This window comes from Desulfovibrio sp. (assembly GCF_034006445.1).
Classification (GTDB): Bacteria; Desulfobacterota; Desulfovibrionia; order Desulfovibrionales; family Desulfovibrionaceae; genus Desulfovibrio.
The window spans coordinates 60,395-74,584 of sequence record NZ_JAVESS010000003.1; the positions used below are offsets into that span (position 1 = coordinate 60,395).

The 14,190-nt window shown below is 59.2% G+C and carries 9 protein-coding genes and 1 tRNA gene; 6 read left to right on the forward strand and 4 right to left on the reverse strand.

Annotated elements, in window-relative coordinates; all coding sequences use genetic code 11:
• Positions 1 to 16 precede the first annotated feature (16 nt).
• From RBR41_RS05065 to RBR41_RS05080, 4 genes are all read right to left on the reverse strand, one after another.
• Positions 17 to 3,154: a hypothetical protein gene (locus tag RBR41_RS05065; RefSeq protein WP_320351504.1), complete on the reverse strand. Its 3,138-nt coding sequence runs from the start codon at positions 3,152 to 3,154 to the stop codon at positions 17 to 19.
• 874 nt (positions 3,155 to 4,028) lie between these two features.
• The gene (locus tag RBR41_RS05070) at positions 4,029 to 5,309 is read right to left on the reverse strand and encodes a phenylacetate--CoA ligase (protein ID WP_320351505.1); all 1,281 of its coding nucleotides are present in this window, start codon (positions 5,307 to 5,309) and stop codon (positions 4,029 to 4,031) included.
• 308 nt (positions 5,310 to 5,617) lie between these two features.
• Complete coding sequence (locus RBR41_RS05075; RefSeq protein WP_320351506.1) at positions 5,618 to 6,739, reverse strand: asparaginase; 1,122 nt, start codon at positions 6,737 to 6,739, stop codon at positions 5,618 to 5,620.
• A 102-nt stretch (positions 6,740 to 6,841) separates the two neighbouring features.
• Positions 6,842 to 7,324, reverse strand: a complete 483-nt coding sequence (locus RBR41_RS05080) for a GNAT family N-acetyltransferase (RefSeq protein ID WP_320351507.1) — start codon at positions 7,322 to 7,324, stop codon at positions 6,842 to 6,844.
• A gap of 374 nt (positions 7,325 to 7,698) precedes the next feature.
• Between RBR41_RS05080 and RBR41_RS05085 the strand changes: the two genes are divergently transcribed.
• The 6 genes from RBR41_RS05085 to RBR41_RS05110 all read left to right on the forward strand — a co-directional run bounded on the left by RBR41_RS05085 (position 7,699) and on the right by RBR41_RS05110 (position 14,106).
• Complete coding sequence (locus RBR41_RS05085; RefSeq protein ID WP_320351508.1) at positions 7,699 to 8,934, forward strand: MFS transporter; 1,236 nt, start codon at positions 7,699 to 7,701, stop codon at positions 8,932 to 8,934.
• A 1,358-nt stretch (positions 8,935 to 10,292) separates the two neighbouring features.
• A tRNA-Met gene (locus RBR41_RS05090) sits at positions 10,293 to 10,369 on the forward strand.
• 468 nt (positions 10,370 to 10,837) lie between these two features.
• Entirely contained in the window at positions 10,838 to 11,527 is a 690-nt protein-coding gene (locus RBR41_RS05095; protein ID WP_320351509.1) for a MotA/TolQ/ExbB proton channel family protein, read from the forward strand.
• A gap of 2 nt (positions 11,528 to 11,529) precedes the next feature.
• Positions 11,530 to 12,009: a protein TolR gene (gene tolR, locus RBR41_RS05100; RefSeq protein WP_320351510.1), complete on the forward strand. Its 480-nt coding sequence runs from the start codon at positions 11,530 to 11,532 to the stop codon at positions 12,007 to 12,009.
• A complete protein-coding gene (locus RBR41_RS05105) occupies positions 12,006 to 12,680 on the forward strand; it encodes an energy transducer TonB (RefSeq protein ID WP_320351511.1) in 675 nt (224 codons plus the stop codon). Before tolR ends, RBR41_RS05105 begins: the two co-directional genes overlap by 4 nt.
• Positions 12,681 to 13,149: 469 nt before the next feature.
• Positions 13,150 to 14,106: a glycosyltransferase gene (locus tag RBR41_RS05110; protein WP_320351512.1), complete on the forward strand. Its 957-nt coding sequence runs from the start codon at positions 13,150 to 13,152 to the stop codon at positions 14,104 to 14,106.
• The last annotated feature ends 84 nt before the right edge of the window (positions 14,107 to 14,190 follow it).

Genomic DNA, 14,190 nt, shown 5'->3' on the forward strand with positions numbered 1-14,190 from the left:
TCATTCGTAAACTGCTCTAGACGCCGAACTCGGAGTGTATCTGGTGCTGCGCCGCCAGTGTGCTCATATCATCGCTCACACTGTCGGAGTGCGCGTTCTGGCTGAAGGCAGAAGCATCGCCGCCAGAATCCCCGGAGCCGCCGTCGTGATCGCCGTGGTGTGAAAGCCCCGCCTCGCGGTAGCCGTCGGGCAAATCGTCAGCCATGGCAGCCGAGAAGGGCACGGTGCTGTCAGAATACGTGACGTCATAGCCGTTGAAATGGCCGCTGTTCAGGTAAGCGTGCAGATCTGCCTGGTCAGCGGCGCTCAGGCCGTTGACGCTCACGTGAATGCCCTCAACCTCGATAGAGCTCAGGTTGTTTTGCAGCCAGGTGTCGTACTTGGCGACAAAGTCGGCGTAGGAATCGGCCTTGAGCACAAGCAGGTCATAGCCGTCGCCGCCAGTGATGGTGAGGTGGTTGCCCTGCACGTGGCCGTCAAGGGTCACGACGTCATTGCCTGCGCCGAGGCTGATGCTGGTGGAGCCGCCGGTAATATCACCGTGGATATTCACGTGGCTATCACCAGTGCCCATCACAATCTTGTTGGTGCCGTCCGCGATATTGCCGTTCAACGTGAAGATGTCGTTGCCATCGCCCATGTTGAAGGTGTTTTTTCCGCCGCGCAGGCTGCCGTTGATTTCGATGTGGTCATTGCCGCTGCCGGTATTGATGGTGTTGGCAGTGTTGTAGCTGCCGCCGATATCGCCCGTAAGCGTGATGCTGTCGCCGTGCGCGTCTCCGGCCTTGCTGCCGCCCTGAATGATATTGGAGGCATTCTGGACGCCGTACATGGCGTAGGCCTGTCCGGCGGTTCCGGCCTTGGCCGTGATGACCACCGTAATGGGGCTGTCTGTACTTTCAATGATGTTTTTGACAGCGCCGTGCCAGTCTTCATGCGCATACATGCCGTAGGCCCAGCCGGTGTCGCTGCCGCTGGCATCGGCTGTGATGTTCACATTTTCAATATTGCTGATCTTGTTGAATGCGCCGCCCCAGGCCGCGTTCATGCCGAAAGCGCCCGCAGGCGTAGTGCCCATGTAGTCGGTGGACAGCGTATGGGTGCCTGTAAAGGTGGCGTTAATGTTCAGCGTGTCATTGCCGTCGCCGCCGTTGATGAAGTTCTGGCCGCTTGCCTGCGCGCCAAGACCGATGGCCGCAGCGCCGTTGTGGGCAGAGGCATTGAGGTTGATGATATCGTCTCCTGCTCCGGTATTGATGGTAGTCGTACCGTAGTTGGTGGAGAAAATGCTGACGCCCCAACTGGGTGCATCGGCCGTGATGTTCAATTCATTGTCCGTACCCGAGGTATTGAGCTTGACGTCGCCGCCATAGCCCGCATAGATGGCAGCGGCCGTGCCCTTGGGGGATGCGGCGTCCACCGTGGCGGAAATGTCCACATCACCCGCGTTGATGTTGATGGCCGACTTGTCGCCCTGACCGGCCTGATTCAGGTTGCCGGAGGCCGCAAGCCCCAGGGAGGTAAAGCCCGCCGCCCGGCCGCCTGTCCAGGAAACGCCGGTGTAGGGACTGTCATACGGCGATGTTTCCTGATAGGCCGTGGCGCTGAACTTGCCGTCGCTGGCGGTATCGATATTGATGGCCGTGCCCGCCGTGGTGCGGAACACGCTGCTCATGACCGTGCCATCCGCACCGCCGCCCTTATAAGCATTGGTTTCACCGCTGACGTTCTGCCCGCTGATGTTCACAACGGCCTGGTCCTTGGTATACACAGAAGTCGCCATATAGTTGACAGTGCCGCCTGTGACGGAACTGGAGAAGTTCACGTCGCCCTCGGCCTGCACGTTCACGGTGGACTTGCCGCCCCCCCATATGCCTGCGGCGGTCTTTTCATTGGCTCCAGCCGTGAAGTTTATGTCCTTGCCGTGCACATTGGCTGTCGCCTGATAAAAATTGCCACTGCCGTCCTTGTCGCCTCCGGTGATCAGAGCCATGCTCGATCCACCGTCCGCCGATGCGGCCATGTTCACATCGCCCTTTGTTCCGGCGTCAATGGTGATGGTCCCACCGCCAGGTCTGCCATATGCGGAGGTACCGTAGGCATTGCCGTTTTCGGCCCTGGCGGAAACGTCTATCTTGCCCGCGCTGTCATGCGCAAAGGTAATGTCCGTATTGAGTGCGCCATAGGCATTGCCGGAAGCCGTGGTGTTTTCCACAACAGCGCTGCTGTAGTCCTCGCCGCCCAGCGTGATTTTTTCTCCATTAACATTCATGCCGTGCGAATCGTACCATTCGCCCTTGAGGGGGCCGCCAAGGTCTGTTTCAGCTTCGCGTTGCGCAGAGTCGTAGGAGGAACTGTCATTGCCCAGCAGCTCCATATTGTAGGTCTTTCCACCAACGGTCACTTCAAGCACGGAGTCAAACTTTTCGCCAGCGGCCAGAGCGGCCTGCCCCGCCGCCGTAAGTGTGACGGTGACAAGGCCGGTGACGGGGTCCACAACCGGGGCATTGAAATAGGCCGAAGAGCCGCCCGCAAAGGCCAGGCTCACCTGGCTGGCGTCCGTGACAAGGTTGCCGTTTTCGTCAATGGCCTGAAACACCATGGACTGACCGGCGTCAGAACCCACCACAAGGCGCGCATGGTAGATGGCGGGGGTACCGCCACCGCCGCCACCGCCGCCGGTTCCGGGCACGTCCGGCCCCTGGCCGCCGTCATCGCGGCCAAGCAGGCTGTCCGTGGCCAGCGTGTCCTGAGCGACGCTGGCTGTCTGCATGCTCCAGTCCAGGCCGCCAAGATGGTCAATACCCGAATCAAGGCTGGAATCGGCGTGTTCCGTATAATGTGCATTGCGCGTGGCGGCCGTTGGCCCGGCTGCGGGCATGAGATCCTCCTGCCCCAGGGCGCTGAAAAAGTCCTTGCCGGAAACCATTTGCCCATCCACGATAAAATCGGGTGTATTTTCACTGGTATAGTCGGTATAAAAACCGTCAAGACGAATTTTTGCGCCGTCCTCAAACGTAAAGGTCAGGGCGTCGCCTTCGCGGCTCAGCGTGGCATCAGTGGTGGGAAAATCCAGAACAATGCTGTCTTCCGCAGCATTGGCGATCGTGGTCTGCTGTCCGAACTTCGGACGGGTAAGATGAATATTTGCCATAACAAAACTCCTAAAGTGTATCCGGACAGGGCCTGAAAGAGTACAGGTGGCGCAAAGGCCAAATCTGCCCCGGAGCCCTGCCAGGGCGTTGCGTGCGCCCTTCGCAATGCGAAAGGCCGTAGCAACACAGCAGGACAACCATGTGTATTTTAAAGATATTTACTGAAAGAATAGAACAGGCAAAAGCTTGAAACCATTTGCCGGGCTTGTAAAAAGCCAAATAAGGCAGGGGGAGCGACCTTCTGGGCAGATCGCGTGAGCAGGCTCACATCTTAATAATAGTGTTTTAGTATTCTTTGTCAAGCATCAAAAAGCGTCCTGGAGCACGCCACACTCTATCACGCGGATGAACAACCTCAATATCTACTAGCATCTTATACTTTTATACAGAATCATATATTTTCAAAAGATTGTTTTCGCGCGGTATGGGCACAGCACCATATCCGTTCTCTTTCCCTTGGATGCCACTGAGCATATGTTACTAAAAATAAAAGAAATATACATGCGTTCACAGTGCTCCGGCAGTGTCCTTTGCGCAGTGCCCTTTGTTCATGGTTCTTTGCGCATTAGCTGGCGGCTGCGGCACAACGGACTGCAGACTACATAGGTGAGCCTGCCTCGCCTATTGCCAGCTAAAAACAGCGCCCCTACCAGCCCTGAAAAAATAGCGCCTCCGAAACTGTCCAGTTTCGGAGGCGCTGATCAATGAATGTAATGGGAACAATGAAGGCAACAGGGACTATTCCCGCGCTACGGACAGGCAATAAAGGTTTTAGGGGGTGGGGGCGTGGGGGAGGAGACCCTTTTGCAAAAGGGTCCCTCCCCCACAAAGCATTTCAACCTGACCGCACTGTAGCGGCTAGCCGAACCCGTCTCAGCGCTTGTCCACAACGCGACGCGACTTGCTGAACGTGCGCGGCAATGTGGCATAGTCCACCACAACCACCTGCATGCGGGCCAGTATGGCCTTGTGCAACCGGTGTTCCAGAGCCTGCGCCAGTGCGGCGTCATTGCCGCTGCCAACGCCCTGGGCGCGCTCTACAGTGAGGGTCAGATGGTCAAGGCCGCGCTCGTCGCGGGTGAGCTCCACCTGGTATTCACCGCCGAGTTCCGTAAATTCGCCTATGACGGCCATATACTGACCGGGGTAAATGTTGACCCCCCGGTAGATGAGCATGTCGTCGGAACGGCCAAGGATGCGATCGTGCCTGGGCATGTTCAGTCCGCAGGAACACCGGCCCGGCAGCAGGCGGCACAGGTCGTGGGTGCGGTAGCGCAGCAGGGGCACGGCCTCCTTGCGCAGGCTGGTGACCACCATTTCACCCACTTCGCCTTCGGCAACGGGCTGCAGGGTGACGGGATCAAGCACTTCTATGATGAAGAGGTCGGCCCAGTAGTGCAGGCCCTCGTGCGCGTCGCAGTCAATGGCCGTACCGGGGCCGTACATTTCGGTCATGCCCGCGATGTCGTAACAGCCCTGAAGTCCCAGCTTGCTTTCGATGGTCTGACGCATTTTTTCGCTGCGCGCTTCTGAACCGCAGATCATCTTGCGCAGCTTGATTTTTTTGCCCAGATCCGCCCGCTCCACTTCCTCGGCCAGCAGCAGGGCCATGGATGCCGTGGCCCCAAAACAGGTAGTTTCAAGGTCTTGCAAAAGCTGCAGGTGCATCTCAAGGTTGCCCGGCCCCACAGGCACGGTCAGCATGCCAAGCTTTTCGCTGCCGCCCTGAAAGCCCACGCCCGCCGTCCAGAGGCCATAGCCCACGGCAATCTGCATGCGATCTTCAGCCGTAAGCCCGGCCAGTTCATAGCAGCGGGCCATCTGCAGATTGAATGTGTCCACATCCGCAGCGGTATAGGCCAGAATTTTACGCTTGCCGGTGGTGCCGCTGGAGGCGTGGATGCGCACAACGTCGGTGGGCGGAACGCAGAGCAGGGGCAGGGGATAGCCCTCGCGCAGGTCGTCCACGTCCACCGTGGGCAGGCGGGCAAGGTCGTCCAGCCCAAGCTGGTCGCCGGGCTTCAGTCCACAGGCGCGAAGCTTGCTGCCATACTGGGGAGAATTCCAGACGCGGGCCAGGGTGTTAGCCAAGCCTTCTTCCTGCTGGCGGCGGATATCTGCATCATCAAGCTGGGGAATGAAGCGGTAGGACATGCTTCTGCGGCTCCTTCAGGCTAGAGCGAATTCACGTTGGGTACGTGCGGTCACACTGTTCAAAACACGCTCGTCACGGCGCGCGCTGTCGCAACGGCACAGCCGTACAGCCGTACAGCCGTACTGGGCTTCGCGGCAGCCGTTCCAACGCGGGAACCTTGCTGGACGCCGGGCTCCAAAATGCGATGGGCGATTGTGCTTCTTTTACGCCCCGCAGGCAAGGATTGATCATTCCGTGCCTGAAACACCCGCAGGGCGCTGCCAGTAAAGCGGTGCGGCCCTGAAAGCGGAGAGCTTGCTGAAAACGCCTAGACCTCGCGGCAATGCGTGAAGGCGCGGCGCACGCTGGCCACCCGCGCTTCGGGGTCGTGCGCTCCCTGACGTTCGGCCTCGGCCAGGGCCAGCATGAGCAGTACCCGCGCCTTGGGAGTTGAAAGCATGCCCGAAGCGATGAACGACGCATATTCTTCAAGATCCGTCACCGGAGCGCCCCCCGTGCGGCTGGCGCGCACCACGGGCTTGCCTTCCCTGACGGCCAGGTCCAGAGCCTTGCGGATATCTGACGGCATGGAGCCGTTGCCCATGCCCGCCACCACCAGCCCGGACGAACGCTCCAGAGAAAAGAGCGTGGCGTCCAGCGGCATGCCCGCGCAGGCGTAGAGCACATCCACGCGCGGCAGATTGTCCTTCCCGGCATGGGCAGCGTACGTTCCGGCCAGGACTGGGCCGTCCTCGCCGCTGTGATAGAAGACGGGCTGCCCGTTGATGACGCGGCCGAGCAGGCCGGATTCCAGAGCGCGAAAGGCTTCCACGTCCAGCGTTCCGGCCTTGACCGCCGTGCGGGCCGAAATGATGCGCCCGTTCATGACGATGAGCGCCCCGCGCGCCCGCGCCTGCGGGCTGGCAGCCACGGCCACGGCGTCCCTTATATTGATGGGGCCGTCCGCGCTGAGCGAGGTGGCCGGACGCATGGCCCCTGTGAGCACCACAGGCTTGGAACTGTTCATGGTCAGGTGCAGGTAGAAGGCCGATTCTTCAAGGGTGTCGGTGCCGTGGGTAAGCACAACGCCGCACATGTCTTCGTCTTCCAGCGCTTGAGCGCAGTCGCGCCCAAGTTTGGCCCAGTGGCAGGGGCGCATGTCCTCGCTGGGCAGGTTGCCGCACTGGCGGCTGGCAATACGCGCCACCCCTTCGATGCCGGGCAGGCTTTCCAGCATGCACTCCACGGACAATACGCCGGCCTGATAGCTTATCTGCTCCAGCGGAGTGTCGGCCACCCCGGCAATGGTGCCTCCCGTGCCCAACAGCGCAACTTGAGGCAGGGCGACCTGGGGCTGAGCGTCCTGGAGCTGAGCGGCCTGGAGCCGCGCGTCCTGGGGCAGTGCGGCGGATTCAGAACCATTGGCATTCATACGTGAGGTCGGGCTCATGCGGGCTCCCGTTGCACCGGGGCTTCCACGCCTCGCGGCGGGGTGTTGTGCGCGGCGTTGACGGCTTTGCGCGTTTGGGATCTCAGTATCATCTTGTAAACCTTACTCTTGCGGCAGTGCGGGCGCTGTCCACAGCATGGCCATTTGCGGCTGCCCGGTGTGACCGCAAAGGCTTTCGCCCACGGGCACGAAGCCCATGCTTTTGTAAAATGCCTGCGCCCCTGTGTTGGCGCAGTACACATCGAGCCGAAGCCGGACACGCCCACGCAGCACATGCCGCAGAAGCGCACTGCCGAACCCCTTGCGCCAGAAAGCCGGAGCCACAAAAAGCGCGGCAAGCAGGTCTTCGCCGTCAGGACTGCACACGGCGGCAAAGGCAATGGGACGGCCAGCATGCCGAAAAACTGTCACCTGCGATGCGGGCAGATAGTGCCGCGCCATGGCCTCACGCTGCGCAGTCCACAGCGCCGGGGGGACAAAATCGTGCGCCAACAGGGACGCTTCAAGCCAGATATCCGCGCAGGCCGCGTAATCCGCCGGGGTTTTGGCTGGCACGGGCTTGGTTTTGACGTTACAGATGTTCATACTGTTGCGTTCATGATTATGCGAGGGGGGCAAGCGCGTCAACGGCGCGGGGCAGGCGGGCACAGCCCCGCTGCGGCCCTGCGGCAAAGACGCCGCGCAGGCAAGGCACATTGCAGTTAAGGAAGCACTGATTAAAGAGCCTCTTGAAAACGCGCAGTTGTTTCGTTTGGCAAGGCGCGATCTTTTTTTGAAGCCGGAGTGGGCTCTTCCGTCCTCGACTGTTTCAAAAAAAGTGAAGCAAAACCGCCAAGCGGAATACATCAGCGTTTCCTTAAAAAATGCAGCCCATTTATTTCAACCAATATGCATGATTGTATAAAATTTTACTGTGCCCCCTCCTTGGTTTTACTGTGGTATTAGTGTAGGTTGCGCCGATGGACAAAAAAAAGATATCACTTGTGTCACTGGGGCATCTGTCCTGCGACGTAAACGGCGGGGCTCTCCCCGCTGTTCTGCCCTTTTTGCGCACGCATTACGGGCTGTCGTATCAGGCCACGGGCGGACTGATGTTCGCATACTCCTGCCTTTCGTCCATCATTCAGCCGATCTTCGGCCTCATGGCGGACAGGCTCTCCAAGCCCTGGCTTATTCCACTGGGCGTGTTTCTGGCGGGCATCGGCCTGACCGCCGTTGGCTTTATGTCCAGCTACTGGGCCATTTTCGCGGCCATTGGCGTCAGCGGCGTGGGCGCGGCGCTCTTTCATCCCGAAGGGGCGCGCTTTGCCAACAAGGTGTCCGGCGACAGCAAGGGCACGGGCATGAGCATTTTTTCCATCGGCGGCAACGCGGGCTTTGTGGTAGGCCCCCTGCTGGCCACGTTTTTTCTGACCATGTTCGGCATGCCGGGCATGGTCATCTTCGGCCTGCTGGGCACGGTCATGGCCTCGATTCTTCTGCTGCTCATCATGCGCATGGTCGCGCCCGAAGCGGCTGCGGCGGCGCAACGTACCGCTGAGGCGGCCTACGGGCAGCCCAAGGGCGCTGCAAACGCCGCAGGCGACAAGGCAAAATCCGGCGAAGACGCCGCGCTGCAAAATAACTGGCACGAGTTTTCAAAGCTCACCGGAGCCATCATTACGCGCTCCATTCTTTTTATCGGCTTTAACACCTTTATTCCCCTGTACTGGGTGAGCGGCTTTGGCCAAAGCAAGGCCGCCGGAGCCGTGGCCCTGACCGTCTTTTGCACGTTCGGCGTCTTGAGCAACATACTTGGCGGCGTTCTGGCCGACAAATATGGCTTCCGTGCCATCGTGCGCCTGGCATTCGCCCTGGTCACGCCCGTTGTGCTGGCTTTCAGCCTGATGCCCAATCTTTACGCCGCCTACGCCATGCTGCCTCTGCTGGGCTTTGTTCTCTACGTGCCCTTCAGTTCGCTGGTCGTGCTTGGGCAGACGTACCTTGCCCGCAATATCGGCTTTGCTTCTGGCGTGACGCTGGGTCTGGCCACGAGCCTGGGCGGCGTGTTCGCGCCTGTGCTGGGATGGATAGCCGACAATCACGGCCTGCCGCGCACCTTTCAGTGCCTGGCTCTGGTGGCCCTGGTGGGCACCATATTTGCCTTCACCCTGCGAAAGACTGAAGAAAAGAAAAAAGCTGGCAAAACGGCATAACGTCACAGCCCGCACTGAAGCGGCCTGACTTTCGGGGTTGCCAGACTGGATTGGACGCCGGGCATGCCCCTGACACGACCGTTTGTCGGGGTTGTTCGTTGGAGTTGTTCGCCGGGGTTGTGCGCTCGATTGGCCGCTTGGGCTGACCGTCAAACCGCCTGGCCGTCTACCGAACCGCTTTCTTGGCCTGACTGGCCGGGCCAGCCCCCTGACACGAATGCCTGACTGCCGGGGTTGCCAGCTTGGATTGGACGCCGGGATTGTCAGCCTTGAGTGACCCGGCGGCCCCCTTGTTCTGGCCGCCCAAAAACGGCCCGAGCGCGATGCGTACCGCCTCCGCTTGAAAAGTCCCTCCACGAGCAATAGCTTTTGTACTGACGCACTGCGCGCCCGCTTGAACATTCAGGCGGGCGCGCTTTTTTGCATACTGCACAAAGCGATCTGGCAACCGAAAGCCCCGCCTTGTTGGCAGCGTGTCTTGCCAGCGTGCCTTGCCGGCATGCCTTGCTGGCGTGTGTTGCTGGCGTGTCTTGCCAGCGTCCTTGCCAGCGTGTCTTGCCAGCGTGTCTTGGCAGAGTGTCACCCATGTGCGTGACTGCAGACAACTGTGCGTCCTCTTTGTGCATAAATAGATTAACATACCAATTTCATTTAATATTTACGCTGCATTCAATGTTCTTAACAGGCGCGTTGAGGGGGCAATTGACGCCAACCCCGGCCGCGTTGCAACACCGGGAAATTGTTGCAATCGCTGTCGTTGATGGTCGCAACGCGCCGTAAGCACTGTTCCTATCGCATTTAACATACTAATATTATAAATAAAAATTGCCAAAATACTTGTTCGTAAAACCAGCACGGATTTTTGCCCCGGAGTGCAAGCCCGTTTAGATATGCCGGGGGGGCAGGCTGTGGACGCACGAAATGAAGGCTTTCACTCAGACCCCTACGCGGCCCCCGGTGCTGGCTCCTGCGCTGCCATGCGGTTGAAGCTGACGCCTGCATGCATGTGGGCAAGTGTTCCAGAATGCCCTGTGCGGCGGTCCCATGCACGCCTGTGCTGGTGTGGGGTGATAGACTGCGCCCAATAGAATATGCACAGAAGAGGGGTGCGGGGCACGACAAACGAGATGTACGGGACGTGCGTGTAGGGTGCGCAGTGGTGAGGTGTACAATGCGGGTAAGGGGGCACCATGTCGGTGGAGGCGTCTGCATCCTGTGCGGGCTTGCCCGACACGCGCCAAGCAGCTCGCCTATCTGCTTGATATTTTTAACGCACAATAATAATTTTGCGATTATGCTTGACACTTTGTTGCCAAAGGACTACTTATCTGTTTCGCAACAACACACTGTTGCCGTGTCGCGGGGTGGAGCAGCTCGGTAGCTCGTCGGGCTCATAACCCGAAGGTCGTAGGTTCAAATCCTGCCCCCGCAACCAGATTTTTCAAGCCCTTACGGAGACGAGCCGTAAGGGCTTTTTCTTTTGTCACGATGCCATGCATGCCGCAGACTCTTCCGCCCTATGATGATGGCAGCCCCGGACGGCACGGGCGCGAAAAACAACGGCATGGGACAAAAACGCGTAAAGTCCCCCGATCCTGTTAGTCGCCTTTGCTCCTAAAGGGCCAGTACACGTTGGTTTTCGGCCAACGTGGCATCTCAGCCCTTGAATCCATGCATCTGCCTGGCGCAGGCATGCTATGAATCCAGTACGTTGCCGCTTACAATATGGCTATACGCGCGGAACTACGGATTTTCCTCCTTTCATGCTTCACGCAAAAATCCCATAACGATCAAGATTCAGCGTATTTTCCATAGCATCTCCCGCAATGCAGTCATTGACACAGCGACATGAACTGTCTATGACTACTTTGAATTTCAATTTCATATTCAGCGGGGAGGCCAGATGAATCCAATGCTTGAGGCCGTGCTGCAGGCCACGCTCATATCCAAATGCGTATTGGTGCTGCTGCTTTTTATGTCTGTGGCCAGTTGGGCCTATATGTGCGGCAAGTGGATGACGTTGCGGTCAGCCCAGCGCCGTACCCAGCAAGGGCTTGTGGCCTTTGACGATGCCGGCGGCCTGAACCATGCCCTGCCCGTGATGGAGGCCGACAGGCAATCGCCCCTCTACGGCATCACACGCCGCGCCGTGCGCGAGTTCAACCGCCTCACCCGCACGGGCGACACAGAACGCCTGCTTAACGACAACGTGCGCCGCGCTCTGCACTTCGCCATTGCCGAGGAAGTCGCGCGGCTCAAGTCCTCACTGGCCCTGCTGGCCACGGCCGCCAACACGGCCCCGTTCATCGGCCTGTTCGGCACAGTTTGGGGAATCATGCATTCCTTCACCGCCATCGCGCAGATGAAGAGCGTGTCGCTGGCCACGGTGGCCCCCGGCATTGCCGAAGCGCTCATAGCCACGGCCGTCGGCCTGTTTGTGGCCATACCCGCCGTGTGCGGCTACAACGTCTTCAAAGCAAAGCTCATCTATATTGAAGGGATATGCATCAACTACGCCGGTCAACTGCTCAACCGCCTGCAGCATGAAGCGCCGGATCACAGCAGCGGCATCAGCTTTGCCGGGGAGCGCTAGGCATGGCCGCCTCATCCGCTGACGACGATTTTGTTGCCGACATCAACGTCACGCCTTTTGTGGACGTCATGCTGGTGCTGCTGATCATCTTTATGGTCACGGCCCCCATGATGACAGAAGGGCTTGATGTGGCGCTGCCCAAGGTGGAGACATCCGAAGTTTTGCCCACTGATGATGACCACATCATTTTGACCATCAAGTCCAACGGGGCGCTGTATCTTGACGAGTATGAAACCGGCATGGCCGACCTGCCCGAAGTGCTCGCCACGCGCGTGAAAAACGCCGGGCGGCAACTTTTTGTACGCGCCGACAAGGACGTGCCCTACGGCACGGTCATGCACGTCATGGATCGCGTCCGCGGGGCGGGCGTCAGCGACGTGGGGCTTGTGACCACATCCGTGCCTGACGGCTCCGACGACGGGCCGACCAACGGTACGGGCACAAATGCGGCACAGGACGCGAAGAAAGGCACACTGCCATGATGACAGCCGCCCGTAGCATAACCCTGGCTTTTTCCGTAAGCATGCACGCGCTGCTGCTGGGCGGCTTTATTTTTCTGGCAAAGGAAGCGCCCAATAACGCGGAAAGGGTGTATCGCGTGGCTCTTGCAGAATTTGCCCCGGCCCCCAACCTGCCGCAGACCCCGCCTGCTGTGCCGGATGCCCCGGCGCCGCCTCCGGAACCGGTTCCCCAAAAGCAGGAAGTCCAGCCACCAAAGCCTGTGCAGCCCAAGCCGGATGTCAAAAAAATCAGCCCCAAAAAGAGCGACGCTCCCGTGCCCAAAGAGGCCGTTGCGCCTGCGCCGCCAAGCCCTCCGGCAGCCCCGGCCGGGCCGCAGCCACGCGCAATGGGCGGCCTCAGCGCCTATGAGATCGATACGCTGGACCAGCGCCCCAGCGTTACCCGCCGCGTTGAACCGGAATACCCCAACAAGGCCCGGCGCATGAATATTCAGGGCTCCGTCAAGGTACGCCTTGTGGTGGACTCCTCCGGCCAGCCCCGCCACTGCGAGATCATCAGCGCGACGCCCGAAGGCTACTTTGAAGACGCGGCGCTCAAGGCAGCCCAGAGCATGCGTTTTGCTCCCGGCAAACTCAAGGGTCAGCCGGTGAACACGCTGGTGGTGCTGCCCTTTGCATTCAAACTGCGGTAAAAACGCGCCATAAGCTATGAAATGAAACGCAGCCCGACTGGACAGGCGCGCCCGCGCGAGAACGGCCGCATCCTGTCAGCCAAAAACTTCGACCTCAAGCCCTTATGGAGTTGAACCGTAAGGGCTTTTTGCTGCCTGCACCCCACAGCCTGCCACGCCACAGCCCGCCCCCTTGCCGCAGCCTTGCGAAAAGCCGTCAGACGCATTACCACTAGAGCAGATTAACTTTGAAATGCTACACATTTCAAAGTTTTCATTCAGCCGAAAAATGTGACTTTCGCCTGAATCCACGCCACGTTGTGGCGCGCTGCACTGTCGCGCAGCCTTGGAGCATTTACACTTTTTCAAAGGTAAAATGCTCTAAGCATGCAGACGCACAGCCGCTGTAGATCCCGGCATTTTTCTTTGGCAGTTGGCGCAGCCACGCGGAGGAGCTGGCCGCGCAAAAAACACCCCTGCGAGGTGGCCCATGAAAATTGCATTCTTGCACGGCAAAGGCACAGACTACTTTTTGCAAGGCATTGTGGAGGAACTCTCCGCGCGGCATGAAGTGCGCGTTTCCGACACCATAGATATGGATGCAATACAGGCCCTTCTGCACTGGGCCGATGTGGCCTGGCTGGAATGGGCGGCCTCGCATGCCCATGCGGCCAGCCTTGTGGAAGACGCCTGCCCCCTGGTTTGCCGCCTGCACAGCTATGAATGCTTTGTGCCCCTTGGCATCGTGTGGAAAAACATATCCAGAATGATTTTTGTCTCTCCTGTTATTGAGCAGCTTTTTAACGCGCAGGCAGCGGACGTGCCGGGCGAAGTCATGCTCAATGCCGTGGAAGCCCGCAAATTTCCCCTCAAGGCATCACGCCAGCGCACCGGAAAAATCGCCTGCGTGAGCCTGGCCATGAACGCCAGTAAAAACCTGCCCTATGCGCTCCAGATGTTCCACACGCTCTGGCGGGACGATCCCTCCCTCACGCTGCACCTGACCGCAGAGCCGCACGGCGGCGTTGAAGAACAGCGCACCTTCACCTACCTCACCTTCATGATTGCCAATCTTGGCCTCAAGAACCACGTGTTTTTTGAAAAAAACGTACCCAGAGACAGGATGAATGACTGGCTTGAAGACAAGGATTGCCTGATATCCGCCAGCATTTTTGAAAGCTTCGGCTACAACATCGCCGAAGCCATGTGCAAGGGCATCAAGCCCATTATCAACAACTTCTGGGGCGCGGGATTTTTCTTTCCCAAGCAGTACATCGCCGATACCCTGGACGACGTGCGGCGCATCTACGCCGCGCCCGCAGACCCGGAAGCGCTGCGCGCCTTCATTGAAAAGCGCTACTCCCCGCGCCGCCTGGCCGCCCAGGCCGAAGGCGTGCTGCTCAGGGCCGTTGAGGAAAGAACCGGAGCAAGGGCGACAGAACAGTAGGGCGCTGTCGCACTGAAAGACTTTGTGGGTGTATTTTTTTTTGGGGGGGGGATGAGAAAAGCTTTGTGGGCGAAGGCATTCAGC